Below are 25,409 nucleotides of genomic sequence, written 5' to 3' on the forward strand. Positions count from 1 at the left end.
ATCAAATCTCCTTCAAAAGTAGCCCGAGCATAGTCTGTGTTTCCGACACCGAAAGAGCAAGCTCGTGCAGTACCCGCAATCGGCGGGTGTAGGGGTCCACTCGATCATCTTGTAGGTAGACAGCACCGCCCAAGGTCTCGACGTTCACCACGGGAGAAACGCTCGAAAAGGTCAGGTAAAGCCAGCTGTGAGACAAGACGCTCACCGGCCGGTTCGCCCTGAGCACACGAAGACCAATCCCTCGGTCTCGCGCCCCATACAGGTGTTTAAGCTGCTGCCTGTGAACCTGCCGGCCTCCGAACGGCATACGCAGGGCCGCCTCATAGATGAACGCCGTGTAGTCCTTCGTGCCCAGTACCCGTTGCCGCCGTTTCCGGGCTTTCCATCGAACGTCGACATCTTCCTGGGTAACGGCGTCACACGCCAGAACCGCGCGGGCATAGGGCTCCACCTGCAGAAGACCGGGGATGAGCATGACAGACCAGTCCGTCAGCGTCAGGGCCTCGTGCTCGTAGCTGGCCAGCAGGCCCATCTCCTCGGGGACCCCGGGCAGGGGCTTCTCCCACCACCCGCCGGAGTCGCCGGAGCGGACGAACTCGATGATCTCCTGCCGCTCCTCCCACGAGACCCCGTAGGCCGTGGTGACCATGGCGACCTCCTCGGTCGTGATTCGGCGCTTGCCGGTCTCCATACGGAACAGGGTCGTGTCGCTCATACCCGTGAGCTTTGCCGCTCCCTCCAGCGTTATCCCGGCGTGATCCTCACGAATCTTCCTCAGTCGCATCCCCACCTGCCGGTCGCGAGGGGTCGGAGTCTGTGCGGCCAAGATCGAGTTCCTTTCAGGCTCTGAAATGCCCCAGGGCATTCTTCAGCGCACCCTAGCGTCATTCTCGACGAGCCACAGAAAGGGCCACGACAGACAACAAGAAACAGTTTAGCCGGCGAGACCGCGCACCAGCTCGCGGAGCTCGAGCAGACCGATCGTGCCGCTCGGCTCGCTCACCGCGGTCTCCACCCGCCGCAGCCGTTCACCGGCGAGCCGCTCGCCCAGCGTCGCGTCCAGCGGGAGGTAGGTCATGGCGGAGCGCGCGGCCGGCTCCAGCTCGGCCATCGCGGGGTGGTGCACCGCGACGTCGACCACACCCTCGGCCCGGTCGACCTGGGCCACCACGCGCACGTCGGCCAGGCGGATCCGGTGTGGACCGAGGTTGACCGTGACCAGGGTCGGGTCGGGCACCGGCGGAACGGCGTCGTGGTACTCCCAGATCGCGTCCTCCGGCGGGGCGGCGGCGCGCCAGGCGTCGGTGTAGGGGCGCAGCCGCGGGTCCTCCTGGCCGGTGACGACCAATGCATAGATCGCCCGCTGGCCCCGCTCCAGGGAGAAGTGCAGGTCGGGGTGCAGGCCGGCGACGAGGCGGCAGAGCCGGTCCTCGACCCGGGCGGGTTCCCGGTCCCCCAGCGCGGCGGCGACCTCGGGCAGCAGCTCCCGCCACCCCGCCCAGAAGCGCTCGGCGAGCGGGGCGGGGTCGACCGGCGGCTGTCCGCTCCCGTCGCCGCGCCCGGGCCGCCGTTTCCACGGCCTCAGACGCCACCCCTTGCCCACCACCGCCTCACGCTATCGCGTACCCGCGAGCGGACGGAGGTGGCGCGGGGCGGTCAGGGCCGCAGCCCGGCCAGGACCACCGACAGCAGGCGCTCGATGCCCTCGCCGTCGGCGTGCTCGCAGGCCGTCGCGACGCCGTGGCCCAGGCGGAGCAGGTCGCTCGGCTCGAGGTTGGCACGAACCGCCCCCGCGGCCCTGGCCGGCTCGAGCAGGGCGGCGACGGCCTCCCGCAGCTGCTTCTTGCAGAACGCGAAGGTCTCCGAGTCGCGGTCGATGGCCGCCTTGAGCGTCATGGCCAGGCCGCTGCTGTCCCTGACCCAGCCCACCTGCTCGCGGAACCAGGCGGCCAGCGCCTCCTCCGGCGGCAGCTCCTCGACCAGCGCGTACGCCCGCGCGGACAGCGCGCCGATCTCCTCCCGGTAGACGGCCTCGACCAGGGCGTCCCGGTTGGGGAAATGCCGGTAGAGGGTCCCGGGGCCGACCCGAGCCCGACGTGCGATGTCGTCCAGGGGGACCTCGACCCCGTGCTCGGCGAAGGCCTCGCGGGCGGTCGTCAGGATCCGCTCGCGGTTGCGGCGCGCGTCCGCGCGCATCGGCTTCACGGCGTCCTCGGCCACACAACGCACTCCAATCGGAGAGACTCTCCGGATAGGCTTGCGCATCCGGAGACCTTCTCCATATGCTAGCCGAGTTCAAATGGAGAGTCTCTCCGCTTAGGAGTATTCGTGATCCAGCAAACCTCGGTGCGGCCCGCCCTGGGTCGGCCCGGGCTCGTGCTCGCGGTCATCGTCACCGCGCAGCTGATGCTCATGCTCGACGTCACAGTCATGAACGTCGCCCTCCCCCGGATCCGCACCGACCTCGGTTTCACGCCGGCCGGGCTGTCCTGGGTGATGAACGCCTACACGCTCGTGTTCGGCGGCCTGCTCCTGCTCGGCGGCCGGGCCGGCGACCTGTTCGGCCGCCGCCGGGTTTTCCTCGCCGGCGTCGCCGTGTTCACGGCGGCCTCCCTGCTCGGTGCCCTGGCCGACTCGGCCGAACTGCTGGTGCTCGCCCGGGTCCTGCAGGGCCTCGGCGCGGCGGCCGCGGGACCGAACACGCTCGCCCTGGTCACGACCACGTTCACCGAACCGTCGGCGCGGCTTCGGGCGCTTGCCGTGTTCTCGGGTGTGGCGAGCGCCGGCTTCGCGATCGGGCTGATCGTCGGCGGGCTGCTCACCGAGTGGTTCTCCTGGCGCGCCGTACTGCTGATCAACATCCCGTTCGGGCTGGCGGTGCTGGCCCTGGCTCCCCGGCTGATCCCGGAGCCCGCCCGGCACCCGGCGCGGCTGGACCTGCCCGGCGCGTTGACCGCCACGGCCGGCACCTCGGCTTTGGTCTACGGGTTCATCCAGGCGGCCGAGCGCGGCTGGGACGGCCCGACGGTCCTCTGGCTGGTGGCCGGCGGCCTGCTGCTGACCGCGTTCCTGGTGCTCGAGGCGCGGACCAGGCAACCGCTGATGCCGCTGCGGCTGTTCACCGACCGGGCCCGCGCCGCCGGCTACCTGAACTTCTTCTTCGGCCCGATGGCGATGATGTCCACGTTCTTCTTCCTGACCCAGTTCCTGCAGGAGGTCACCGGGCTGGGCGCGCTGGGTACGGGTTTCGCGTTCCTGCCCATGGCCGTCGCGCTGTTCACGTTCTCCCGGCTGGTACCGCGCTGGCTGCCGGTCTACGGACCCCGGCCGCTCGCGGTGGCGGGAACCGCGCTGATGGTGATCGGGCTCGGCTGGCTGACCCAGCTCACCCCGGACAGCGGCTACTTCGGCTCGCTGCTGGTCCCGATGCTGCTGCTCGGCATCGGCGGCGGGCTCGCGTTCTCGCCGCTGAACGTGGTGATCATGTCGACGGTGCCACCGGCGGACGCGGGCGCGGCCGGCGGGGTGCTGCAGACCATGCAGCAGGTCGGGGCCGCCGTGGGGCTGGCCGTACTGGTGACCGTGGCGGGGTCGGCCGCACGGTCGGCGACCGGCCTCGAGGCCCTGGTGGACGGGATGACCACCGCGTTCACCGTGGCGACGCTGTTCGCCCTGCTCACGGTGGCGGTGGCGCTGACGTTCCCGCAGCGGCGGGCCGGCCGGTAGACGCCCTGGCACCCGCGCTCAGAAGCCCGGCGGCCGGTCGGTTCCGGCCAGCCAGCATCACCAAGATCTTCGTCGGCACCACGACCAGGCCGTTTCCCCAGGGGAAACGGCCTGGTCGAAACGGTAGCCCGACGGGATGTGAGCCAGCGCTTATCGCCTTGAGAGGGCGGGCCGGAGTCCCTCGATGCTCAGTGCGGGTGGTTCTTGGGCGGCGGGGGGCGCACCGTCGCGGGCGGCGGAGCCGAACACCGGGAGCCAGGCATCCCACTCGTCGAGCAGATCCTGGATCGGGAGGAAGCACCCGTCGCCGGTGTCCTCGTAGTACGCCACAGTGATGCCGACGGCCAGCACGCCACCACCGTCCGTAGCCCATACCGGGCCACCGCTGTCGCCTGGTCGAGTTTCGGCGGTCGAGCAGTACGCGGTCATCCCGTACCAGGCGATCGTCCCGGTGATGGTGCCCTCGCTCCAACCGGTGGTCACGCCCATCTTGCCGACCAGCGTGCCGACCCCCAGGCTCGACGTCGGGAAGATTCCCTCGATCCGCCCCGGGCTGGTGCCGGTGTGCGGGTCGACGACGATCTGGTGGGCGTCGTCGCCAGGGAGTTCCTGGATCAGGGCGGTGTCACGGTCGGACCACCGGGAATGCGCGACGGTCCCGAACTGTCTGCTCGTCCCGTAGACCGGCGTCCCCACCCCGGCGCAATGGCCTGCTGTGAGGATGAACATTCCACTGTCACCGCGAATCGCGTAGCCGCCGGTGCAGTAGGCCCCGACCCCCGGACCACCGAAGAACGTCGGATGCCCGGGGTAGAAGTAATAGGTCGCGGCGGACGCGGGTACGACGAGCACACCGAGCGACGCCACCACGACGACCGCTGCCACCATGAGGCGGGCGGCCGTCCTTCTGACAGAATTCATTGAAACCCCCAAGAAAAGCAACTCACACCGGTTCTCCGCAGCAATCACAACAGGTCGCCGGGTTGTTCACTAGGGGTATCAGGCGTTGAACAAACCTGTACGAATCCCAGTTCAGAATCGTTCTTCGAGGTACGTTTCGCGTTCTTCGGCGGTCAGTGACCGGGTGTGGACCAGGACTCGGGTGGCTCGACGAAGCCCTTGCCGAGGTCGCGGACGAGGGCCAGGGCACGACGGGTCCACGCGGCGGTCGCCCCGGCGAGGCCGCAGGTCGGGGTGGCCACCGCCTGGGTGGCCAGGAGCTCGCGGGGAAAGCCGAGCCGGTCCACCAGCTCCAGTGCCGGGCGGGCCAGGTCGGCCAGCGCGGGCGGGGTGGCCGGTTCGGTACTCGGCACCAGGCCGAGGAACAGCACACAGCCGTCGTCGACGGCCTCGCCGAGCTGGTCGGTGAACACGGCGGGCGTGCCCTCGAGCAGGGTGGCGTCCAACGCCACCGCGTCGGCGCCGGCGGCGCGGAACAGCGCCACCGGGGGTCGCGGCGCGCAGCAGTGCACGACCACGGGCTGGCCGGTCGCGGTCCGGGCGGCGGTCACGAGCGCGGCGAGCGTCTCGCGGGCGTCCGGCTCGGGCACGGCGGGGACCGTGCCGAGCTTGGACGGGGTGCGCAGCGCGCCGGCGAGCACCGCGGGCAGCGACGGCTCGTCGAGCTGGACCACCACGTCCGCGCCGGTGCGCCGGCGGATCTCGGTGACGTGCGCGGCGAGCCCCTCGGCCAGCGACTCGCGGAACTCGCGCAGCGCGCCGGCGTCGGTCAGCACGCGGTGCCCGCGCGGCAGCTCCACCTCCGAGGTGAGCGTCCAGGGCCCGGCGACCTGCACCTTGAGCGCCGGCGGGGTGGTGCCAGCCCGCTCGAGCGCCAACTCGAGTGCGTCCAGGTCCCGGCGCAGGTGGTCGACCGCCCGGCGGTGGTCGGCGCCGGGACGCGCGGTCACCCGGTAGCCGGACGGCACGACCTCCACCGCGATGTCCACGAGCAGGGCCGCGGCCCGGCCGATGGTGTCGGCGCCGACGCCCCGCTTGGGCAGCTCGGGCAGGTGGGGCAGGTCGGGCAGCTCGCCGACGGCGACAGTCGCCGCCTCGACCGGGTCCTGTCCCGGCATCGAACCGATGGCGGTTGCCGCGCCCGGCGGCCAGGGATGGGTTGCCACGGGCACAGTCTCCAGCAGGTGTCCCCCACGCCCCGCCAGCGGGTCCGCGGCGGCACCGTCATCGGTGGCGTGATCGGTGGCGTGACCGGCGGAGTGATCGGCGTAGGGTCGACGACACCGGCCATCTCCGCCCGTTCTCCTCGAGGATGCCCATGCCCAGCCAGCCCCTCCCGACCCCCGCCGACGTCGAGCGCGCCGCCGCCCGGATCGCTCCGCATGCCCGGCGCACGCCCAACCTGCGCGTGCGGGTCGACGGCCGGCCGCTCGTGTTCAAGCTCGAGCAGCTCCAGCTGACCGGCTCGTTCAAGCTCCGGGGTGCGCTCAACGCCCTGCTCGGCGGGGGCGAGCGGCCCGAGCGGGTGGTGACCGCGTCCGGCGGCAACCACGGGCTCGCGGTGGCGACGGCCGCCGCGCTGCTCGACCTGCCGGCGACGGTCTACGTGCCCAACTCGGCGCCGGCGGCGAAGGCGCGGCGGATCGAGGCGACGGGGGCGAAGCTGATCCGGCACGGCGCCACCTATGCCGCCGCGGCCGAGGCCGCCATGACCGACGCGGCCGCGGAGGGGCGGCGCTACCTGCCGGCCTACGACGACCCGCTGGTGGTGGCCGGCCAGGGCACCTGCGCCGCCGAGGCCGTCGCCGACTCCTCCGATGTGGACAGCCTGGTTGTCGCGGTCGGCGGGGGCGGACTTGCCGCGGGTACCGTTCTGGGCTCGGGTGGCCGGCCGGTCGTCGCGGTGGAACCCGTTGACTGCGCGGCCTTCCAGGCGGCCCAGGAGGCCGGCCGGCCCGTGGACTCCGATGTGGACTCAGTCGCCTCCTCGGCACTCGGCGCGACCCGTATCGGTGAGCTTCCGTTCGCGGTACTGCGCGACTCGGCCCGTTCGGTCGTCGTCACCGACGACCAGATCCTCGCCGCCCGGGACCGGCTGTGGGACGAGTTCCGGCTGGCCGTCGAGCCGGCCGGTGCGGTCCCGTTCGCCGCCTGGCTGGCCGGTTCGGTCGAGGGCGACCTGCCCTGCCTCGTCCTGTGCGGCGCCAACACCGACTGGACACCGTCGTAGGGCAACACACGCTCTAGGATCGTCGGCGTGGCCACCCGACTCGTCCAGCTCCACCTGAAGGCTCGGGACGACGCGGCGCTCGGCCGGTTCTGGGCGGAAGCGCTCGGCTGGGTCGTCTCCAGCGAGGCACCCGGTGTGACCAACCTCGAGCCCCCGGGCTTCGCCTACCCCGACCCCACCGCCCTGTGCATCGACGTCGTCGCCGACCCGCAACCCAAGACGGGGAAGAACCGCGTGCACGTCGATCTCGCCACGACCTCCGCCGGCCACCACGCGGACCTGGTCGCACGCCTGCGGGAACTGGGCGCGACGCCTACGGACCTCGGCCAGGGCGATGTCCCGTGGACGGTCCTCACCGACCCGGAGGGCAACGAGTTCTGTGTGCTGGAGCCTCGAGCGAACCACCGGGACACCGGGCCGATCGCCGTGGTGGTGGTCGACTGCGCCGATCCCCACGCCATGGCCCGGTTCTGGGACGAGGCAATGGACTGGACCCTGCACGAGGTGACCGACCGGCGCGCGCTGCTGCGGTCCGCCCAGGACGTCGGGCCCTACGTCGAGTTCGTCCGCTCGACCGACGTGCGGACCGGGTGGGACCCGGCCCTTCGGCCGCGCATCCATCTCGACCTCCGGCCGTACCCCGGTGAAGATCACCAGGCGGAGGCGGACCGGCTGCGGGCTCTCGGCGCTGTGGACATCGACTTCGGCCAGGGCGAGGTCCCGTGGACCTGCTTCGCCGACCCGGAGGGCAACGAGTTCTGCGTCCTCACCCCGGCCTGAGTCCCGGAGGAACCAACCGACGTGCTCTAGGACTGCTCACCTCGACGGGTCACCGCCGGGGAGATTCCGGTGGTCCGCTTGTAGGCGCGGGAGAACGCCGCGACCGAGTCGTACCCGGTGCGGGCCGCGACCTGGGACGGCGAGAGGCCGTCGGTCAGCAGGGTGGTGGCCAGGCGCATCCGGATCTCGGTGAGGTAGGCCATCGGGGTGCTGCCGACGGTCGCGGTGAACCGTTCGGCGAACGTCGAGCGGGAGAGGTTGGCCGCCGCGGCGAGCGTGGCTACCGACCAGGCGTGGCCGGGGTCGCGGTGCATCCGGGCGAGCACCGGGCCGAGGTGCGGGTCGCGCAGTGCGCCCAGATAACCGCCGCTCGGCGCGCCGCGCAGCCAGGACCGGATCGCGTACACGATGAGCACGTCGGCCAGCCGGGACACCACTGTCTCAGCGCCCGGGGTGGTCTGGGTCGCCTCGTGGGCCATCGCCGCGGCGACCGCGCCGGCCGACTGTCCGGACAGGACCATCAACGGCGGCAGCTGCCCGGCGAGCGGCTGGTCCGGTTGGTCCAGCACGGCCCGCCCGTACAGGACGAGCGCCGGCATGCCGCCGCCGCCGTGGCGCAGCAGCCAGGAGTGCCGGCCCAGCTGCTTGCGCCGCAGGGCCTCGAACTGCTCCACCGGCCGGTCAGGCTGGTCGGAGATGCGGTGGGTACCGCCGTGCGGGACCACGGCGAGGTCGCCGGGCCCCAACCAACGGCTCTCGCCCTGGCCGCTCAGCCAGCAGCGGCCGGCGACCACGAAGTGGAACGTGACCAGGTCGGTCGGGGGCAGCTCCAGACCCCAGGGGGCGGTCAGCTCGGCCCGGACGTAGTGCGTCGTCGACAGCCGCATGTCCTGCAGCACTTCGGCCAGGGGATCGGCCGGTCGGACAACGGTCACGGTCAATGGATCTTAGACCGGGACAACCACCCGTAGGACAACGAATCCGTACCGGACCAGCCCGGAGCCGACACCTCCGGCCCGGCCGTCCGCCTCAGCCGCGGTCGGCCCAAGCCCGGCAGAGCATGTCCACAAAGGCGCGCACGGAGGGACGGCGGTCCGCCTCCTCCCGCCAGAGGGCGAAGATCCGGCGGCTCAGCGTCGGTTCGACCGGCACCAGGACCACCCCGTCCGGCACGGCATGGGCGGCGAGCCGGGGCACCACGGCGACCCCGAGACCCGCCGCGACGAGCGCGAGCTGGGTCGGGAACTCCGCCTGGTGCAGGATCCGCGGCTCGTGGCCCGCGGTGCGGAAGGTGGTGGTGAGCCAGTCGTGACAGATGGTGCCGGCGGTGGAGGCGATCCACGGGTCCTCCCGGAGCGCCTCGAGGGCGATGCTCGCCCGGCCGGCGAGCGGGTGACCGGCGGGCAGCGCGACGTCCGCGTGGTCCAGACCCACCTTCCGGACCCGCACCCGGTCCGGCAGCGCGACCGGCATGTTGGTCCAGTCCTGGGAGACGGCGAGGTCGAGGTCCCCGGCCGTGACCCGGGCCGTCGCCTGGTACGGCTCCACCTCGCAGAGCCGGACCTCCAGACCGGGAAAGCGGGTTCGGCAGGCGAGCAGCACCTCGGGCAGCAGCCCGCGGGCGGCGGTGGGGAACGCGCCGACCGAGAGCCGGCCACGCACCTGCCCCCGGCGGTCGTCGAGGTCCGCCTCGGCCTCCTCCACCGCGGCCAGGATCCGCCTGGCGTGGTCGGCCAGCGCCAGGCCCTCCTCGGTCAGCCGCAGCCCTCTGCCGTTCCGCTCCACCAGCGCACAGCCCGCCTCACGCTCCAGTTTGGACATCTGCTGGGAGACGGCGGACGGGGTCAGGTGCAGCGCCTGGGCCGCGGCGGCGAGCGTCCCGTGGCCGGCGACGGTGTGCAGCACCCGAAGGCGAGCGAGATCGAGCATGAAGCGATGCTAACCCTCACAGGTTCGAGTTATTAACTTGTGCTTCACATTGCCCTGCGGTGGGCTGATCGTCATGGCCTTCCGACACGTCCTGCTCGCCCTCGGTCTCGCCCTGGTCTGGGGGGTCAACTTCGTGGTGATCGACGTCGGGCTCGACCACTTCCCGCCGTTGCTGTTCTCCGCGCTCCGGTTCCTGGTGGCCGCGGTGCCCGCGATCCTGGTGCTGCGACACCCCGGCGTGCCGTGGCGGTGGGTCGCGCTGGTCGCGCTGACGCTCGCGATCCTCAAGTTCAGCCTGCTGTTCACCGGGATGGCCGCCGGCATGCCGCCCGGGCTCTCGTCGCTGGTGCTGCAGACCCAGGCGGTGTTCACCGCGCTGTTCGCGGTCGCGCTGCTCGGCGAACGCCTCGGCCGCCGGCAGGTCGCCGGGCTCGCGGTCGCCCTCGCCGGGGTCGGGCTGATCGCGTTCGACCTCGGGCGGACCGCCCCGGTGGGCGCCTTCCTGCTGCTGCTCGGCGCCGCGGCGATGTGGGGCATCTCGAACGTGGCCATCCGCCGGGCCAGTCCGCCGGACATGCTGCGCTTCATGGTCTGGGTCAGCGCGCTCGCGACCCTGCCGCTGTTCGCGCTCTCCGCCATGGTCGAGGGCCCGCGAGGGGACTGGGAGACCCTGCGCACCGTCACCTGGCCGGCGGTCGGCGCGGTGGCCTTCGTCGGCCTGCTCGCCACGGTCGCCGGGTTCGGCGCGTGGGGCTACCTGATCCGCACCTACTCGGCGTCCACCGTCGCCCCGATCTCGCTGCTGGTGCCGGTCTTCGGCATGGCCGCCGCGGCACTGCTGCTCGGCGAGCGAATCACCTCGACCCAGCTCGTCGCCGCCGTGCTGATCATCAGCGGGGTGCTGACCGGCGTCGTCACCGTCCGGCGGCGAACAAAGTCAGCTTTTGGACGACATTCCCCTTGTCATCGTTCCGATGACATGCTACAAAGGTCCCAAGCGCGTTGACGTCCTGTCGACCACGAGGAGGTAATACCGATGTTGATGCGCACCGACCCGTTCCGTCAGCTCGACCGGCTGACCCAGCAGCTCCTCGGCGCCCAGGGCGGAACCTGGTCACGTCCCACGGCCATGCCCATGGACGCCTACCGCTCCGGCGACGAGTTCGTGGTGACGTTCGACCTCCCGGGCGTTCCGCCGGAGGCCATCGAGCTGGATGTCGAGCGTGACGTCCTGACCGTCAAGGCCGAGCGGCGCCCGACGACCGGCGAGGGTGTCGAGACCCACATCCAGGAACGGCCCACCGGCGTGTTCTCCCGCCAACTGTTCCTCGGCGAGACCCTGGACACCGAGCACATCGACGCCCACTACGAGGCCGGCGTGCTCACCCTCCGGATCCCGGTCGCCGAGACCGCGAAGCCGCGCCGGATCGCCGTCGGCACCGGCGAGAGCCGCAAGCACCTCAACGCCTGACGCCCGCGCGATGAGCGTCGCGGCGTCCGTGCGGGAGACCGACGAGTTCCTCGCCCTGCTGTGTGCGGACGAGGAGTTGGTCCGCGCCGAGTTCGAGGCGATCATCGAGGCGTCATGGGACGAGCCGCCCCCCGCTCGACCGGTACGGCCGAGGCGTCCCTCCGGTCGGGGCCCCACCGGGAGCCGGCGGCTTCGGTCCCGCGTCCGGGTGCGTTCGCGGCACCCGGAAGGTCCCCGCCGGGGCCGGCAGCGTTCGCCGCCGGCCACCGTCCATCGACCGGCAGAGAAGCGGAAGGCAGGTGAGGGCACGTCGCACCTACCGGAGAACCGATCCCTGAGGCAACAACCGAACTGAACGACGAGGCCGTCGGCGCCGCTCGCCACCTCCTCAGCCGACGCGGCCGACGACACCGGCCGCCCTCGCCACAGGGCGCGCGACGGTGAGCCGCCCCGACGGACCTCGTGGTAGAGGTGGCCCGGTCCCCGCGACCGGGCCACCGGTCTGCCGAACAGGAGCACGCATGGCCGGCCAGGACCACTACGCCACACTCGGCGTCCCCCGGGCGGCGACCGACGAGGAGATCACTCGCGCGTACCACCGCCTGGTGCGGCGCCACCACCCCGACACCGGGCCGCCGGCCACTTCCGCGACCCACCTCGAGGCGGTCCTCGCCGCCTACGCCGTGTTGCGCGACCCGGCCCGCCGGGCCGAGTACGACCGGTCGCTGAGCCAGTCCCCCGTCGCTCCTCCCCGCCCGGCCCCTCCCCCACGCCGTACCGAGCCCGCGATCCGGGTCGGGCCGGTGCGTTACCACGGCCCGTCCCGGCCGGGGTAGTTCGTCTCACGAAGTTTCCCGGTACCCTCCGCACGTGAGCAGGCAGGGTGACGGCCGGATGGGGATGGCGGCCGCTCTCGTGCGTTCGACGTTCCTGGTGAGTGCCGTATACGCGGAGTCCGCCCGGGAGCACGGGCTGAGCTCGCAGCAGGGTCAGCTGCTGTGCGTGCTGATGGCGAGGCCGTACGGCATGAGCGAGCTCGGCGAAACGTTGCGGCTGGCCAAGTCCAGCCTGACCGGTCTGGTCGATCGCTCCGAGCGCAACGGCCTGGTCCGGCGGGAGCAGGAACCCGACGACCTGCGGGCGGTGCGGGTCGCGCTGACCGCGCACGGCAGGACGCTCGTCGAGGAGTTCTACGCCGAGACCTGCCGGCGGCTCGAGGAGCTGCCGTCCGGCCTGGACGCCGACGAGCGCGCGACGCTCGTCCGACTGCTCGGCCGCGTCGTGCTGGACAACGAGGTGCCCGAGGTCTTCCTGGCACTGGACGACGACCATTGAAGTTCGTGATGCGAACCAATATAGTTCGCATCACGAACTTCAACGAAGGGCAGGACCGTGTCCCTACCTCACGTCGTCTTCGGCTTCGGTGCGCACAGCGCCATTCACGAGGGGCCGGACCTGCTTCGGATGGTTCAGCGCGCCGACCGCGAAGGGCTCGACCACTTCTCCCTGTCCGACCACCCCTACCTCGGCGAACGCCTCGACGCCTACGCAGGCGTCGGGTTCGCCCTGGGGCGCACGCGGCACATCCGCGGCCTGGCCAACGTCACCAACCTGCCGACCCGGCCCGCGCCGATGCTCGCCAGGACCGTGACGTCGCTGTCGGCGCTGTCGGGCGGGCGGGTCGTGCTCGGCATGGGCGCGGGCGGCTTGTGGGACCGGATCTCGGACATGGGCGTGCCCCGGCTGTCCCCGCGCGACGCCGTGGACGCGTTCGAGGAGGCGATCCTGCTGGTCAGGAAGCTGTGCGGGGGTGGCCAGCCGGTCACCCACCACGGCCGCCACTACCGCGTGGACCGCATCGAGCCCGCGCCCGTGCCCGCTCCGCCGGTGTGGACCGGCTCGGTCGGCCGCAGGTCGCTCGCCGCCACCGGGCGGGTGGCCGACGGCTGGATCCCCGGCCACGCCGCGGACTGGCACAGCGAGCGGTACCGGGAGTCGCGCCCGGTCATCGACGAGGCGGCGGCCGCCGCGGGCCGCGACCCCGGGGACATCCGCACGATCTTCAACCTTCCCGGCCGCATCACGGACCGACCGCTGCCCGCCACCCGAGACCGCGACGGGCGCTGGATCGGCGGTTCGGCCGAGCAGTGGGTCGAGGAGCTGACCGCGGCGGTCCTGGAACACGCCGCGGCCGGCTTCACGCTGTTCTCGCCCCAGGGCGCCACACCGGATGCCGACTCCCTCGCCCGGTGGGCCGGCGAGGTGGTCCCGGCCGTCCGGGAGAACATCTCGACAATTGTGGGGCGCCGGTAGCCGCGGCCGGCCCGAGTGACATCGCGACGCGGTGTCACTCGGGCCGGCCGGCCCTCCGTCACGACGTGGTGCACGACCCCAGTGTCGGCGTCGTCCAGTTCCCGTTGGCCATGACGGTGAAGCCGAAGCTCGTGGTGGCTCCGGCCGCGAGACTCCCGTTCCCGTTGGGACGCATGGTCATCACGTTGCCGCTGGAGTCCCAGGTGGGGCTGCCGTTCCAGGTGCTCGCGATCCTCTGCGGGGACCGCACGGTCACCGTCGTGGTCCAGCCGCTGATCGCGGAGCGGCCCGCGGTCACCGTGACCCTCCCGTTGAAACGGTCCGGCCACCGGTCGGTCTCCTCGTAGGAGACCGTGCAGGCGCCCGGCACCGGGTCGGGGTCCGGGTCGGGGTCGCCGCCCGACCCGCCCAGCGCGGCGAGCACCGCGTCGTAGGCCGGCTTCTTGTTGTAGTTGCCGTCGAACAGCAGCGGCGTGCCGTTGGGACGCCAGGAGTACTTGTCGGTCACGCCCCAGACCGTGATGCCGGTGCAGCGCGAGACGGCCAGACAGGCCTCGACGACCCGACGGTAGTTGTTGGCCTGGGCGGTGCCGGAGCCCTCGATGTCCAGTTCGGTGATCTGCACGTCGACGCCGAGGTTGGCGAACCGCTGCAGGTTCTGCTGGTAGTCGGACGGCACCGGGGACTGGCTGTTGAAGTGGGACTGGAAGCCGACGCAGTCGATCGGGACGCCTCGGTTCCGGAAGTCCTGGACCAGCGCGTAGACCGCGTTGCTCTTCGCGTTCTGCCCGTCGGTGTTGTAGTCGTTGTAGCAGAGCTTGGCGTTCGGGTCGGCCGCCCGCGCGGCGCGGAACGCCTCCTCGATGTAGCCGTTGCCGAGCTGCCGCTGGAACACCGAGTTGCGCCGGGTGCCGTTCTCCTCGAAGGCCTCGTTGACCACGTCCCAGGAGTGGATCTGGCCCCGCCAGTGCCCCATCACCTGGTTGATGTGGTTGTTCGTCGCGGAACGCAGGTTCGAGCCGGACAGGTTGTTGACCCACCCGGGGAGCTGCGAGTGCCAGACGAGGGTGTGGCCGCGGACGCTCATCCCGCGGCCCCGCGCATGGCTGACGATCCGGTCGGCGTTGCCGTAGTTGAACGAGCCCTGGTTGGGTTCCAGGGCGTCCCACTTCATCTCGTTCTCCGGCGTCACGCTGTTGAACTCACGGTTCAGCGTGTTCACGTAGTCCGACTCGCCCAACCGGTTCGCCGCGACGGCGGTGCCGAAGTACCGGCCCCGTTCGGCCGCCGCGGCACCGAGGGTGCTGGCGGCACTCGCCGGCGCGGCCGTCACGACGAGACCGGCGACCGTGAGCGCGCCGAGCGCCCCGGCCAGGACCGCCTGTCTGATGTTCATGGCTGTTCCCTTCCTGCGCGACACTGCGCGGTGAGACGAACACGAACAGCGACACCAGGCGGAGTATGCGGCGGAACACAATCGCGGTCAATCACGCCGTTCCCGGAAAGTTGCAGGAACGAAAATCGCACCGAAAACAGCCTGACCAGCAGTGAAGCTGCGAAACCAACATCGACAAGAGGGCTTTTCGAGATCACCTTGCAGCGAATTTCCGATAGTACTTCGGAAAAACGAAGGCGGTGGTCCTGCCGCTCAAGCTGCGGGTTTGTGTGCGTGCTCCAGCTCGACGGCCTCCTCGGGCAGCGGGTGCAGCAGCGGTCCGACCTCGGCCAGCAGGTCCTCGGCGGCCCGCAGCTGGGCGGCCACCTGGTCGCGACGGTCCCGCAGCGTGTCGGCCTGCCGACGCGCGTCCTCGACGATCTGAGCGGCGCGGTCTCGCGCCTCCTCGACGAGCTGCTCGGCGCGGCTGTCGGCGTCACGGATCCGCTGCTCGGCACGAGCCGCGGAGTCGCGGTCGCGCTGCTCGGCGCGGGCGGCGGAGTCACGGTCGAGCTGTTCGGCCCGGGCGGTGGCCTCGCGGTCGAGCTTCTCGGCCCGCGCGCTCGCCTCGCCGACCAGCTGCTCGGCCCGGGCGGTGGCCTCGCGGACGAGCTTGTCGGCCCGGGCGGTGGCCTCGCGGACGAGCTTGTCGGCACGTGCCCTGGACTCGGTGTCGCGCCGGTGCAGCGCGGCGACGGCCTCGCTCCGGCGGGCGGCCATGGCGATCTCGAAGTCCGCCTGGACCTGCTGGCGCACGGCGGCGGCCTGGTCGTCCAGCTCGCGGCGGCGGCGTTCGGCCTCCCTGGTGGTGGCCTCGATCCGCTCCTGCGACGAGCGCACCAGCTCGCGGTGCTCGGCCTCCAGCTGGGCGCGGCGCTGGTCGAGCTCGGCGACGAGTCGCTCGTGCCGCTCACGCAGCCGCGCGGCGGCCCGCTCGGCGCTGGCCCACTGGTGCTCGGCGGCGGCACGGGCCCTGCTGGTGATCTCGGCGGCCTCCTCGTGGGCGAGCTCGGCCATGTGACGCAGCCGTTCGGTGAGCGCCTCCGGAGCGATCGGCGCGCGGCTGACCCGGTCGAAGCGCGCCCGCAGCTCCCGCAGCTCGGTCCTGGTGGCCTCGAGGACGCGGGTGACCTCCTCGGCGCGCTCGAACGCGGCGTCCCGGTCCAGCGACAGCAGGCGCACCTCGGACTCCATGTCCTCGACGTAGCGCCGCACCTGGTCGCGGTCGTACCCGCGCAACACGACGTCGAAGCCGGTTCGCAGCGGCACGAGCTCGTCGCGGGGATCGGCCGCCTGCAGTGTCATCGTTCCACCTCCACACCATCATCGGACTGGGTCTCAACGGTAGATACGAACGAGAGCCGCGGCATGTTCCCCGCATACCCCGATCGGTCCTCAGTATTGCTGCCATTCCTCGGTTGTGAGCCGAAGCACCCTCGGATCGTCCAGTGTGGACGGAGGGACGTTCCCGGACGGACGGCGGTCGGCCGGGAACACCGTCGCGGCGTCGAGGTTCGGCTGGTCGAGGAAGCGCAGCGGCGCCGGCGGGTCGACCGCGAGCGGCGGCGGCGAACCCTCCCGCGCGAGCAGGAAGCCCCAGTCGCCGAACGTGGGAACGTAGACGTGGTAGGGAGTCGCGTCGAGGCCGGCCGCGCGGACCGACGCCAGCACGCAGTCGAAGGTGCGGGGCGCGAAGTACGGCGAGCCGGCCTGGACGACCATCCGGGCGCCGGGGGCCAGCGCGCGCCGCACCAACAGGTAGAACTCCTGCGAGTACAGCTTGGCGGTGGCGGTGGAGTCCGGGTCGGGCATGTCGACGACGACAGCGTCGAAGCGCTCGGTGGTCTCCCGCAGCCAGGCGAAGGCGTCCGCGGTGACCACCCGGACCCTCGGGTCGTCGAGCGCGTGCTCGTTGAGCTCGGTCAGCCGCGGGTCCTCGCGGGCCAGGCGCAGCACGGCGGGGTCCAGCTCCACCTCGACGACCTCACGCACGTCCGGGTACCGCAGCACCTCGCGCAGGGCGAGCCCGTCGCCCCCACCCAGGACGAGGACGCGGTCCCGCCGGCCCGCGAGCACCGGGTGGACGAGCGCCTCGTGGTAGCGGTACTCGTCGATCGAGGAGAACTGCAGGTCGCCGTTGAGGAACAGTCGGGTGTCGGTCGGCCCGTCGACGAGCGGGGCGGACTGGGTGAGCACGATCTCCTGGTACGCCGTGGTCTCCGCGTGCACGACCGGGTCGTCGTAGAGGACGTCGCGCGAGTAGCGCAGGAACGCGTCGCTGCCGGCGAAGGCCACCCCGAGGACGGTGAGCACGACGAGCGTGCCGGCCGCCACGGCGAGCCTGCGGCGGCGCGAGACGGTCCGCGCGAACAGGACCAGCACCACACACGCGCCGGCGACCGCGTTGACCATGCCGACGACCAGCGCTCCCCTGGTCTGTCCGAGCAGCGGCAGCAGCAGGAACGGGAAGGCGAGCCCGCCGACGAGCGCCCCGACGTAGTCCGCGGCGAACAGGTCGGCCGTCGCCGAGCCGGCGTCCTGGCGCCGGATGCGTTGCAGGAGCGTCATCAGCAGCGGGATCTCCGCGCCGATCAGCGCGCCGACCAGCAGCGAGATCGCGATCAGGGCCGGCCAGTACAGGTCGAGCCAGGTGAACGCCGCGTGCAGCCCCAGCACCGACAGTCCGCCGACCAGGGCGAGGACGGCCTCCACGACCGCGAACCCGGCCAGTGCCCGACGCTGGAGCGGCTTGGCGGCCAGCGACCCGACCCCCATGGCGAACACCATCGTCGCCAGGACCACCGAGGCCTGGGTGATCGAGTCGCCGAGCAGGTAGGAACCCTGCGCCACCAGCGCCAGCTCGTAGACCAGCCCGCAGGCCGCACAGGCGAAGGTGGCGAACAGGAGACCCGCGCGCAGCGCCCGGGTCCGCCGGCCCGGGCGGTCCTCGACCGCGGTCATGCCCTCACTCAGACGATCGCCACGGCCACGATCGCCGAGACCGCGAGGTGCGAGGCGCCGCTGACGTAGACCGCCGGGTGCGGCTGCTCCTCCATCAGCAGGGCGCCCAGCTTGCCCGGCGTGACCGCGTCGATGACCACGAAGGACAGGCCCATCAGCACCAGCCCGAGCAGGCCGTAGGCGAAGGTGGAGACCAGCCCCTCGGCCCAGTCGTTCTCGCTGGCCGCGATGGCGGTGGCGACGATGACGCCGACCCCCAGCACGTTGCTGGCCAGCAGGATCGCGGCGTTGCGGTGGCGCTGCACCCAGACCTGCTCGCGCAGGTTGCCCGGGGTGAGCAGGTCGACGAGCAGGAAGCCGATCGCCATCAGCAGCAGACCGACCAGCCCGTAGGTGGCGGCGATGCCGACTTCGGAGAAGACATCGGACAGCATGGGTGGGTGGCTCCTATTCCTCGGGCCTGGTCTGGCGATCGGGGTCGGTGGCGGGCGTGCCACCCGGTGGGGTCCGGCGCGGCTCGGTGGTGGGCGGCGGGGACGTCGGCCCCGCCGCGGGCGGGTTGGTGAACCGGATCCTGCCCTCTTTGGTGGGAACCCGGTCGGGCAGCGTGAAGATCGGTGCCGCCCCCGGCGGGGTGGCCGCCGGCCTCGAGGACGCCAGTGCCGAGGCCGCGAACATCCCGCCGCCGAACATCAGCAGGAAGCCCCACAGGATCGCACCGCCGTACTGGCGGAGTTTGTCCGAGCCCGGCGAGTTGGTCGGTGCGCCGTTGGCGGCGGCGGCCACCGACGCGGGAGCGGGGGTGGCCTCCAGCGGCTCGGCCACGCCGGCGTCCGCGGCGAGCAGCGGCAGGGCCGACACCGCCTTGAACACGTCCACGTCGACGTCGTCGCCGACGAGACCCTCGAAGCTGACCAGCCCCAGGCTGTCCAGGTCGCTCGTGGTCGGGCGGACCCGGTTGCTGACCACCTCGTAGCCGACGGTGTCCTCGTCGATGGAGGACTCGTTCCTCCAGTAGATGCTCGCCCGGAACTCGACGGCCGCCTTGCAGTCGGAGGGCCCCTCGGCCTCGTCGATCGACCGCCCGGCGCCGAAGTTGGAGCCGACGCTGGTTTCCTGAACATTCTGGTTGTCGACGTAGACCACCCAGCCGTAGCAGACCCGCTGCGCCTCGTGGGCCTCGGCGAGAATCCCCGCCAGCTCCTCGGCGTCGGCCTGGTCGAAGATCACGTCCGCCCACGCGGTACCCGGCCAGGCGGCCGTCGTCAGCGCGGCCATGGCCAGCGAGGCCGCGACCGACCGTCGCCTCATCTCCTGTCCTCCGGCCCGCCGTCCCCGCCGGGGCCCTGGCCGGGGTCGGGCGCGTCCCGCTGTCGCGACGGCGGGACGGCGGGGCCTGTGCTCCTGCCCGTCCCGGGCGCGTCGCCGGAGGGGGTGCCGGACGGGCCCGCCGACGGGTCCCAGACCGGGACCGTCCCCCCGGGACCGTCGGACCAGTCCGGTGGCAGGAAGTTCGGTGCCTGTTCCCGCGGGGCGCGCGCGGCCCGCGCCGCGGGGCGGGAGGACCGCAGCGCCCACACCGCGAACACCACGGCGGCCAGGATCAGCGCACCGGCCCAGAGCATCGCGCCGCCGGCGCGCCGCCAGAAGTCCGAGCCCGGCGAGTTGGTCGGTGCGCCGTTGGCCGCGGCGACCGCGGACTCGGGAGCGGGGCTCGCCTCCAGGGGCTCGGCCACGCCGGCGTCCGCGGCGAGCAGCGGCAGGGCCGACACCGCCTTGAACACGTCCACGTCGACGTTGTCGCCCTTGAGACTGTCCACACTGATCAGCTGGAGGCTGTCCAGGTCGCTCGTCGTCGGGCCGCTGGGGTTGCTGACCACCTGGTAGCTGGCGGAGTCCTCGGCCTCGGAGGACTCGCTGGTCCAGGTGACGTCCGCCTGGAACTCGACGGTCGTCTCGCAGCTCTGCGCCTCCGGAACCTCGTCGAGCGCCGGCCCGACGCCGAAGTTGGAGCCGGCGCTGGACTCCTGGATGCCGACGTTGTTCACGTCGACCACCCAGCCATAGCAGACCCGCTGCGCCTCGTAGGCCTCGGCGAGGATCCCCGCCAGCTCCTCCGCGTCGGCCTGGTCGAAGATCACGTCAGCGGACGCGGTACCCGGCCAGACCGGCACCGCCAGCGCGGCCACGGCCAGCGCGGCCACGACCGACCCGCGCCTCATTTCCCAGCCCCCGGCCCACCGCCGCGAACACCCTCACCCGACCCCGAGCCGGTGCCCCAGACCCCGACGACGAACGGGAACCAGTGCGCGTACCCGCGGCGCTCGTCGTCGATGTAGATCCGGGAGCCGGTCCCACTCGCGGTGACGGCGACGATGTCGTCGGAGTAGCGCATGAAGTAGCCCTGCGGGTCGACCTGCACGTCAGCCGGTGGAACGGCGGCCCGGATGGACTCGTACACGGCCTTGGGCTTCTTGTTCGACGCGTAGACGATCGAGTCGCCGTTGGAGGACACGCGCTGGTAGTTGTCCGACAGGTGGCCGCGGATGCTCTGGCCGCCGAGCAGGGCCACCAGGAGCACGATCAGCCCGATGCCGCCGAGCCCTCCGGCCAGGAGGAACTTGCCCCGCCTGCTCATACCGGCCTCACCACGCTCACCGTCTCCACCAGCTCACCGGCCTGCGGGTAGGCGTGCCAGGTCCGCCAGCTCGCCCCGTCCCCGTCCGGCCACGCACGCAGCGCGGTCACCGCGAGCGGGGAGCCGGGGAACTCACCGACCAGCGCGTTCTCGTCGGCGGCGCACTCGAGCACGATCGCGCGAACGCGGTCGGCGAGCTCGTCGCCGTCGAGCCGGTGGCAGTGCGCCTCGAACGTCGTCCGCCAGCCGCCGGCCAGCGACTCCTCGCGCGCGGGCAACGCACCGGGCCGGTCCGGCAGGCAGGCCACGGTCTCCGACCAGCCGTCCAGCACCACCTGGTGCGAGGCGCCGAGCACCCGCAGCTCGAGGGCGACGCCCGGCAGCACCACCCGGTGCGTGCCCAGCGCCGGCAGCGGGCGCAGGCCGTAGGCAAGGCTGAGGTCGGCGGCTCGCGAGTCGGCGAACCGGGTGTCCAGGCGGGCTCTCACGTGCGATCACTGCCGGCCGGGTAGACGCGCAGCGCCGGCAGCGGGATCTCCTCGCCGAGCCCGGCCTCCCACTTGCCGCCGTCGAACCGCTCGAAGCTCAGCGCCTTGCCGCCAGGGCCGGCGTAGTCGACGTACTCGACCGAGCCGCGCTCGGCGACCGTCGTGGTGCCCTCGGAGGTGTAGCGGGCGGTGCCGTCCTCGTCCCGGGTGTAGGTGACCCCGCCGACCTCCATGGTCTTCCCGCCGGGCGCGTCGACCAGGTCGGTCTCGCGCCAGAAGTAGACCTCGAGGTCCGGGTCCTCCTCGACCGAGACCCACACCCGGTCACCCCGCGCATCGTCCAGGAAGTGCTCCGACCAGCTGAAACCACCCTCAGTTAGCCGGAGCGAGCCACGCACGAAGTACAGCTGGTCGCCGTAGTCGATCATGTCGCCGGCACGGACGGTCCGGATATCGGTGATGCCCTGGTGGTCGGCCAGCGGGTCGACCGGCTTGGCCGGCCTCTCGGCGGCCACCGGCCGGCGGTTGGCCCGCGACCGCAGCCAGAGCACGACGCCCACCCCCACCAGCGCGAGCAGGATCAGCACAAGCAGAAGCTCGGTCACGACCGGTTCCTCCCCACGTCAAGGCCCGACGCCCGCGAGCATAGTCGGACCTGTGATCACTCGAACGGCTGCTTGACCGCGACCGTTGCGACTTCGAGACCCGCTAGGTGGCCGCGGTGATCGTCGCGCTGCCGAGCACGACGTCGCCGCCGGGGTCCTCCCGGTAGAGCACGACGGCCTGCCCGGGGGCGACCCCGCGCAGCTCGTCGGTCAGCCGCACCACCAGCTCGCCGTCCACAACGGACGCTGTGGCACTGGCCGTGCCGCCGTGGGCCCGCACCTGGGCCACGCAGGCCACCTCGCCGGCGAGCTGCTCGCCGGAGGGCCACACCGGCGCCGCGCCGACGATCCGGCGCACGGCGAGCCGCTCGGCCGAGCCGACCCGCACCGAGCCGGACACCGGCTCCAGCGACAGCACGTAGCGCGGCCGCCCGTCCGCCGCCGGCACCCGCAGGCCGAGCCCGTGGCGCTGACCCACGGTGAACCCGTGCACCCCGGCGTGCTCGCCGAGGACCGCGCCGCTCTCGTCGTCCACCAGCGCACCCGGCCGCTCGCCGAGCCGCCGGGTGAGGAAGGCGCGGGTGTCGCCGTCGGGGATGAAGCAGATGTCGTGGCTGTCCGGCTTGTCGGCGACCGCGAGGCCGCGGCCCGCGGCCTCGGCCCGGACGTCGGCCTTCACCGAGTCGCCGAGCGGGAACATCGCGTGCCGCAGCTGGTCGGGGCGCAGCGAGGCGAGGACGTAGGACTGGTCCTTGCCGGCGTCGGCGCTGCGCCGCAGCTCGGGCCGGCCATCGACGAGCGACAGGCGCGCGTAGTGGCCGGTGCAGACCGCGTCGAAGCCGAGCGCCACCGCCTTGTCCAGCAGGGCGGCGAACTTGATCCGCTCGTTGCACCGCAGGCAGGGGTTCGGCGTCCGGCCGGCGGCGTACTCGGCGACGAAGTCCTCGACCACGTCCTCGGTGAACCGCTCGGCGAAGTCCCAGACATAGAACGGGATCCCGATGATGTCGGCGACCCGCCGGGCGTCGTTGGCGTCCTCGACCGTGCAGCAGCCCCGCGCGCCGGTACGCAGCGTGCCCGGCTTTGCCGACAGGGCGAGGTGGACCCCGGTCACGTCGTGCCCGGCGGCCACCGCCCGCGCCGCCGCGACCGCCGAGTCGACCCCGCCGCTCATCGCCGCGAGCACGCGCACGGCTAGACCTCCACCCGGCGTCGGGCGCCGACGAGTCCGGCGTTGCGGGCCCGCTCGACGACCGGGGCGATCACCGCGGCCAGCGCGGCCACGTCGGCGCGGGTCGAGGAGTGGCCGAGCGAGAAGCGCAGCGAACCGCGTGCCAGGTCGGCCTCGACGTCCATCGCGAGCAGGACATGGCTCGGCTGGGCCACACCGGCGGTGCAGGCCGACCCGGTCGAGCACTCCACGCCGCGGGCGTCGAGCAGCATCAGCAGGCTGTCCCCGGCGCAGCCGGGGAACGTGAAGTGGGCGTTGCCCGGCAGCCGGGACGGTGCTCCATCCACATCGGACTGACCGGGGTCGCCGTTGAGGATCGCGTCCGGCACCGCCGCCAGCACCGCGGCGATCAGCTCGTCGCGCAGGCCGGCCAGGAGCTCGGCCTGGCTGGCCCGAGCCTCGACCGCGGTCCGAACGGCCACCGCGGTCGCCGCGATAGCGGGAACGTCGAGGGTTCCCGAGCGCACCTCGCGCTCCTGCCCCCCGCCGTGCAGCACCGGCACGCACGGCACGTCCCGCCCGAGCAGCAGCGCACCGACGCCGAACGGACCGCCGATCTTGTGCGCGGACAGGGTGAGCGCGCCCGCGCGGGACGCGGCGAAGTCCACCGGAATGGCACCGACCGCCTGCACGGCGTCGGTGTGGAACGGGATGCCGTGTTCGGCGCAGGTCGTGGCGAGCTCGCGCACCGGATTGACCGTGCCGACCTCGTTGTTCGCCCACATGACGCTGACCAGCGCGACCGAGTCCGGGTCACCGGCGATCGCGGCGCGCAGGGTGTCGTCGTGCACCCGGCCGAACCCGTCGACCTCCAGCAGCGTGACCTCGGCGCCCTCGTGCTCGGCGAGCCACTCGGCCGCGTCGAGAACGGCGTGGTGCTCGACGGCCGAGACGAGGATCCGGCGCCGGCGTGCTCCGCGCCGGGCCCAGTAGATGCCCTTCACCGCGAGGTTGTCGCTCTCGGTGCCACCGGCCGTGAAGACGACCTCGGAGGGCCTCGCACCCAGCGCCGCCGCGAGCTCCTCGCGTGCCTCCTCGACCCGGCGTCTGGCCCGGCGCCCGGACGAGTGCAGCGAGGAGGCGTTGCCCCTCGCGGGCAGCGCCTGGTTCAGCTGCGCGGTCAGCTCCGCCACCGCCTCCGGCAGCATCGGCGTGGTGGCCGCGTGGTCGAGGTAGGTCATCGTTGCTCCAGCGTAGACCGCTCCGGTTCTGACCTGGTCACGAACCGGCCGGAGCCGGCCGCACGACGATCGCGCCGAGCAGCGCCAACCCCGCGAGCAGCAGGTTCAGCGCGACGACCGCGGCGGTCGGGTCCTCGGTGGAGGCAAGCGTGGCGAGCATCACCCCGCCGAGGCCGACCGTGGTGGCCGCCGTGGTCATGTCGCTGACCTGGAGCGCCGAGGAGACGAACCCACGCTCCCGGGCGGGGGCCTGGTCCAGGCTCAGCACGCTGATCGACGGGTAGGCCAGGCCCATCGACGCGCCGGCCAGCAGCCAGAACGGCAGGATCAGCCAGGCGAGTCCCCAGTCCGGGCCGATCAGCGCGGTCCCGGCCAGCGCGACGCCGAGGGTGGTGAGCCCCAGCCGGATCAGCCGCGGCCGCGGGATGTCGGGGTGGCGGCCCTGCCAGTGCGAGGCGGCCGCCCACCCGCAGGCGCCCACGGTGAGCGGTATCCCAGCCAACGCCGGTGAGAACCCGTGCACGGCGGTCAGCGTGAGCGGGACGTAGGCCTCGACCCCGAAGAACGCGCCGGCCAGCAGGCCACGCGCGAGCACGGTCGCCGGAAGCCCCGGCCGCCCGGTGAAGGTTCCCTTGGGCAGCAGCCGGCGCAGGCCCGGCACCAGCGCGAGGAGCCCGGCCAGGCCGAGCCACCACACGCCGTGCTGGACGGCCCAGGTGAGCGCGGAGAGCCCGGCCGCCGTCGCGACGGCGGCCGGCACGACGCCGCGGCGAGCGGGTGCCGCCTCGTCGGTGGTTTTGGGCAGGGTGCGGATCGCGGGCAGCAGCAGCACCACGCCCAGCACGGCGAACGGGGCGATGCCGAGGAAGACCCAGCGCCAGCCCACGTGCTGGGTGATCAGACCGGCCGCGGTCGGGCCGACCAGCGACGGCACCACCCAGGCCGCGGCGAGCAGACCGAACGCGGCCGCGCGGCGCCGGTGTGGGTAGACGGCGGCGACGAGCACGTAGATCCCGACGGTCTGGGTGCCCAGCCCCATCCCCTGCAGCACCCGCCCGGCCAGCAGAGCACCCATCTCCTGTGCCGCACCGGCGATGACCAGCCCGGCGAGGAACATCCCCGGTCCGGCCAGCAGCGCCGGCACCGGCCCGACGCGGTCGGACAGCCGGCCGGCGAGCACCGTCGCCATCACGCTGGCGGCCAGGAACGCGGTGAACGGCCAGGAGTAGAGCGCCGCGCCGTCGAGGTCGGCCACCAGGCTCGGCATCGCGGTGGAGACGCCGAGGTGCTCGAACGCCGCGATCGTGACCAGCATGGTCATCCCGATCGTGGTCGCCCGGTACCTGCCACTCCACAGTGAGCCGGAGTCGGTCTCGTTCGGGGCGTCACTCGTCGCGGTCACCGGACCATCGTGCAACCTCCACCACGGTGCAGGTCCACTCCTTTTGCCCGCCTCGACCC

General features: G+C 72.4%; 27 protein-coding genes. 8 read left to right on the plus strand and 19 right to left on the minus strand.

What is annotated here, in order from left to right:
• Nucleotide 1: 1 nt before the first annotated feature.
• From BU204_RS04745 to BU204_RS04755, 3 genes are all read right to left on the minus strand, one after another.
• Nucleotides 2-826, minus strand: coding sequence for a helix-turn-helix domain-containing protein (locus BU204_RS04745; RefSeq protein ID WP_158073397.1), 825 nt, complete (start codon nucleotides 824-826; stop codon nucleotides 2-4).
• 108 nt (nucleotides 827-934) lie between these two features.
• A complete protein-coding gene (locus tag BU204_RS04750) occupies nucleotides 935-1,585 on the minus strand; it encodes a hypothetical protein (protein WP_075124339.1) in 651 nt (216 codons plus the stop codon).
• 71 nt (nucleotides 1,586-1,656) lie between these two features.
• Nucleotides 1,657-2,220 carry a TetR/AcrR family transcriptional regulator gene (locus tag BU204_RS04755; RefSeq protein ID WP_332888566.1) on the minus strand — a complete coding sequence of 188 codons (564 nt, stop codon included), beginning with the start codon at nucleotides 2,218-2,220 and terminating at the stop codon, nucleotides 1,657-1,659.
• Between the two features lie 108 nt (nucleotides 2,221-2,328).
• On the opposite strand from BU204_RS04755, the gene BU204_RS04760 reads away from it, so the two are divergent.
• A complete protein-coding gene (locus tag BU204_RS04760; RefSeq protein WP_075124293.1) occupies nucleotides 2,329-3,726 on the plus strand; it encodes an MFS transporter in 1,398 nt (465 codons plus the stop codon).
• A gap of 150 nt (nucleotides 3,727-3,876) precedes the next feature.
• Here the strand turns inward: BU204_RS04760 and BU204_RS04765 are convergent, their stop codons facing one another.
• The gene (locus BU204_RS04765; protein WP_075124294.1) at nucleotides 3,877-4,614 is read right to left on the minus strand and encodes a chymotrypsin family serine protease; all 738 of its coding nucleotides are present in this window, start codon (nucleotides 4,612-4,614) and stop codon (nucleotides 3,877-3,879) included.
• Nucleotides 4,615-4,799: 185 nt separating this feature from the next.
• Nucleotides 4,800-5,852 (minus strand): methionine synthase, encoded by a 1,053-nt coding sequence (locus BU204_RS04770; RefSeq protein WP_075124295.1) that lies wholly within the window; start codon nucleotides 5,850-5,852, stop codon nucleotides 4,800-4,802.
• A 152-nt stretch (nucleotides 5,853-6,004) separates the two neighbouring features.
• On the opposite strand from BU204_RS04770, the gene BU204_RS04775 reads away from it, so the two are divergent.
• Nucleotides 6,005-6,916, plus strand: coding sequence for a serine/threonine dehydratase (locus BU204_RS04775; protein ID WP_075124296.1), 912 nt, complete (start codon nucleotides 6,005-6,007; stop codon nucleotides 6,914-6,916).
• A gap of 27 nt (nucleotides 6,917-6,943) precedes the next feature.
• Nucleotides 6,944-7,696 carry a VOC family protein gene (locus BU204_RS04780; protein WP_075124297.1) on the plus strand — a complete coding sequence of 251 codons (753 nt, stop codon included), beginning with the start codon at nucleotides 6,944-6,946 and terminating at the stop codon, nucleotides 7,694-7,696.
• A gap of 26 nt (nucleotides 7,697-7,722) precedes the next feature.
• Here the strand turns inward: BU204_RS04780 and BU204_RS04785 are convergent, their stop codons facing one another.
• Together BU204_RS04785 and BU204_RS04790 are read right to left on the minus strand one after the other, a co-directional pair.
• The gene (locus BU204_RS04785; RefSeq protein ID WP_083660993.1) at nucleotides 7,723-8,631 is read right to left on the minus strand and encodes an AraC family transcriptional regulator; all 909 of its coding nucleotides are present in this window, start codon (nucleotides 8,629-8,631) and stop codon (nucleotides 7,723-7,725) included.
• 94 nt (nucleotides 8,632-8,725) lie between these two features.
• Entirely contained in the window at nucleotides 8,726-9,625 is a 900-nt protein-coding gene (locus BU204_RS04790) for a LysR family transcriptional regulator (protein ID WP_075124299.1), read from the minus strand.
• A 73-nt stretch (nucleotides 9,626-9,698) separates the two neighbouring features.
• Here BU204_RS04790 and BU204_RS04795 point away from each other — a divergent pair, with 73 nt between their 5' ends.
• From BU204_RS04795 to BU204_RS04815, 5 genes are all read left to right on the plus strand, one after another.
• Entirely contained in the window at nucleotides 9,699-10,631 is a 933-nt protein-coding gene (locus tag BU204_RS04795; RefSeq protein ID WP_075124300.1) for an EamA family transporter, read from the plus strand.
• A 30-nt stretch (nucleotides 10,632-10,661) separates the two neighbouring features.
• Nucleotides 10,662-11,096: an Hsp20/alpha crystallin family protein gene (locus BU204_RS04800; RefSeq protein ID WP_075124301.1), complete on the plus strand. Its 435-nt coding sequence runs from the start codon at nucleotides 10,662-10,664 to the stop codon at nucleotides 11,094-11,096.
• A gap of 521 nt (nucleotides 11,097-11,617) precedes the next feature.
• Nucleotides 11,618-11,932, plus strand: coding sequence for a J domain-containing protein (locus BU204_RS04805; protein WP_075124302.1), 315 nt, complete (start codon nucleotides 11,618-11,620; stop codon nucleotides 11,930-11,932).
• 58 nt (nucleotides 11,933-11,990) lie between these two features.
• Nucleotides 11,991-12,431 carry a MarR family winged helix-turn-helix transcriptional regulator gene (locus BU204_RS04810; protein WP_075124303.1) on the plus strand — a complete coding sequence of 147 codons (441 nt, stop codon included), beginning with the start codon at nucleotides 11,991-11,993 and terminating at the stop codon, nucleotides 12,429-12,431.
• 57 nt (nucleotides 12,432-12,488) lie between these two features.
• Nucleotides 12,489-13,409 (plus strand): LLM class flavin-dependent oxidoreductase, encoded by a 921-nt coding sequence (locus BU204_RS04815; protein ID WP_075124304.1) that lies wholly within the window; start codon nucleotides 12,489-12,491, stop codon nucleotides 13,407-13,409.
• A gap of 58 nt (nucleotides 13,410-13,467) precedes the next feature.
• On the opposite strand, the gene BU204_RS04820 is transcribed toward BU204_RS04815, so the two are convergent.
• The 12 genes from BU204_RS04820 to BU204_RS04875 all read right to left on the minus strand — a co-directional run bounded on the left by BU204_RS04820 (nucleotide 13,468) and on the right by BU204_RS04875 (nucleotide 25,350).
• Nucleotides 13,468-14,805, minus strand: coding sequence for an endo-1,4-beta-xylanase (locus BU204_RS04820; protein ID WP_075124305.1), 1,338 nt, complete (start codon nucleotides 14,803-14,805; stop codon nucleotides 13,468-13,470).
• A gap of 252 nt (nucleotides 14,806-15,057) precedes the next feature.
• The gene (locus BU204_RS04825; RefSeq protein WP_075124306.1) at nucleotides 15,058-16,149 is read right to left on the minus strand and encodes a coiled-coil domain-containing protein; all 1,092 of its coding nucleotides are present in this window, start codon (nucleotides 16,147-16,149) and stop codon (nucleotides 15,058-15,060) included.
• Nucleotides 16,150-16,239: 90 nt separating this feature from the next.
• Complete coding sequence (locus tag BU204_RS04830; protein WP_075124307.1) at nucleotides 16,240-17,805, minus strand: polyamine aminopropyltransferase; 1,566 nt, start codon at nucleotides 17,803-17,805, stop codon at nucleotides 16,240-16,242.
• Nucleotides 17,806-17,813: 8 nt separating this feature from the next.
• Nucleotides 17,814-18,239: a DUF350 domain-containing protein gene (locus tag BU204_RS04835; RefSeq protein ID WP_075124308.1), complete on the minus strand. Its 426-nt coding sequence runs from the start codon at nucleotides 18,237-18,239 to the stop codon at nucleotides 17,814-17,816.
• A gap of 13 nt (nucleotides 18,240-18,252) precedes the next feature.
• Entirely contained in the window at nucleotides 18,253-19,116 is an 864-nt protein-coding gene (locus BU204_RS04840; RefSeq protein WP_075124309.1) for a hypothetical protein, read from the minus strand.
• Entirely contained in the window at nucleotides 19,113-20,027 is a 915-nt protein-coding gene (locus tag BU204_RS04845; RefSeq protein WP_143229306.1) for a hypothetical protein, read from the minus strand. Before BU204_RS04845 ends, BU204_RS04840 begins: the two co-directional genes overlap by 4 nt.
• Entirely contained in the window at nucleotides 20,024-20,443 is a 420-nt protein-coding gene (locus tag BU204_RS04850) for a DUF4247 domain-containing protein (protein WP_075124311.1), read from the minus strand. The genes BU204_RS04845 and BU204_RS04850 overlap by 4 nt, the downstream gene beginning before the upstream one ends.
• Entirely contained in the window at nucleotides 20,440-20,931 is a 492-nt protein-coding gene (locus BU204_RS04855) for a DUF2617 family protein (RefSeq protein WP_075124312.1), read from the minus strand. The genes BU204_RS04850 and BU204_RS04855 overlap by 4 nt, the downstream gene beginning before the upstream one ends.
• Nucleotides 20,928-21,536: a DUF4178 domain-containing protein gene (locus BU204_RS04860; RefSeq protein ID WP_075124313.1), complete on the minus strand. Its 609-nt coding sequence runs from the start codon at nucleotides 21,534-21,536 to the stop codon at nucleotides 20,928-20,930. The genes BU204_RS04855 and BU204_RS04860 overlap by 4 nt, the downstream gene beginning before the upstream one ends.
• A 103-nt stretch (nucleotides 21,537-21,639) precedes the next feature.
• The gene (gene mnmA, locus BU204_RS04865; RefSeq protein WP_075124314.1) at nucleotides 21,640-22,728 is read right to left on the minus strand and encodes a tRNA 2-thiouridine(34) synthase MnmA; all 1,089 of its coding nucleotides are present in this window, start codon (nucleotides 22,726-22,728) and stop codon (nucleotides 21,640-21,642) included.
• Between the two features lie 2 nt (nucleotides 22,729-22,730).
• Complete coding sequence (locus BU204_RS04870) at nucleotides 22,731-23,948, minus strand: cysteine desulfurase family protein (protein WP_075124315.1); 1,218 nt, start codon at nucleotides 23,946-23,948, stop codon at nucleotides 22,731-22,733.
• A gap of 37 nt (nucleotides 23,949-23,985) precedes the next feature.
• The gene (locus tag BU204_RS04875; RefSeq protein ID WP_075124316.1) at nucleotides 23,986-25,350 is read right to left on the minus strand and encodes an MFS transporter; all 1,365 of its coding nucleotides are present in this window, start codon (nucleotides 25,348-25,350) and stop codon (nucleotides 23,986-23,988) included.
• Nucleotides 25,351-25,409 lie beyond the last annotated feature (59 nt).

It is taken from the genome of Actinophytocola xanthii (assembly GCF_001921205.1).
Lineage (GTDB): Bacteria > Actinomycetota > Actinomycetes > Mycobacteriales > Pseudonocardiaceae > Actinophytocola > Actinophytocola xanthii.

What these genes read in the sequence shown, in the direction of transcription:
- BU204_RS04790 (WP_075124299.1), bottom strand. Translation starts at nt 9,625, where the DNA reads ATGCTCGATCTCGCTCGCCTTCGGGTGCTGCACACCGTCGCCGGCCAC.
- BU204_RS04840 (WP_075124309.1), bottom strand. Translation starts at nt 19,116, where the DNA reads ATGAGGCGACGGTCGGTCGCGGCCTCGCTGGCCATGGCCGCGCTGACG.
- BU204_RS04835 (WP_075124308.1), bottom strand. Translation starts at nt 18,239, where the DNA reads ATGCTGTCCGATGTCTTCTCCGAAGTCGGCATCGCCGCCACCTACGGG.
- BU204_RS04825 (WP_075124306.1), bottom strand. Translation starts at nt 16,149, where the DNA reads ATGACACTGCAGGCGGCCGATCCCCGCGACGAGCTCGTGCCGCTGCGA.
- BU204_RS04870 (WP_075124315.1), bottom strand. Translation starts at nt 23,948, where the DNA reads ATGACCTACCTCGACCACGCGGCCACCACGCCGATGCTGCCGGAGGCG.
- BU204_RS04830 (WP_075124307.1), bottom strand. Translation starts at nt 17,805, where the DNA reads ATGACCGCGGTCGAGGACCGCCCGGGCCGGCGGACCCGGGCGCTGCGC.
- BU204_RS04820 (WP_075124305.1), bottom strand. Translation starts at nt 14,805, where the DNA reads ATGAACATCAGACAGGCGGTCCTGGCCGGGGCGCTCGGCGCGCTCACG.
- BU204_RS04810 (WP_075124303.1), top strand. Translation starts at nt 11,991, where the DNA reads ATGGGGATGGCGGCCGCTCTCGTGCGTTCGACGTTCCTGGTGAGTGCC.
- BU204_RS04805 (WP_075124302.1), top strand. Translation starts at nt 11,618, where the DNA reads ATGGCCGGCCAGGACCACTACGCCACACTCGGCGTCCCCCGGGCGGCG.
- BU204_RS04765 (WP_075124294.1), bottom strand. Translation starts at nt 4,614, where the DNA reads ATGGTGGCAGCGGTCGTCGTGGTGGCGTCGCTCGGTGTGCTCGTCGTA.
- BU204_RS04845 (WP_143229306.1), bottom strand. Translation starts at nt 20,027, where the DNA reads ATGAGGCGCGGGTCGGTCGTGGCCGCGCTGGCCGTGGCCGCGCTGGCG.
- BU204_RS04775 (WP_075124296.1), top strand. Translation starts at nt 6,005, where the DNA reads ATGCCCAGCCAGCCCCTCCCGACCCCCGCCGACGTCGAGCGCGCCGCC.
- BU204_RS04800 (WP_075124301.1), top strand. Translation starts at nt 10,662, where the DNA reads ATGTTGATGCGCACCGACCCGTTCCGTCAGCTCGACCGGCTGACCCAG.
- BU204_RS04850 (WP_075124311.1), bottom strand. Translation starts at nt 20,443, where the DNA reads ATGAGCAGGCGGGGCAAGTTCCTCCTGGCCGGAGGGCTCGGCGGCATC.
- BU204_RS04795 (WP_075124300.1), top strand. Translation starts at nt 9,699, where the DNA reads ATGGCCTTCCGACACGTCCTGCTCGCCCTCGGTCTCGCCCTGGTCTGG.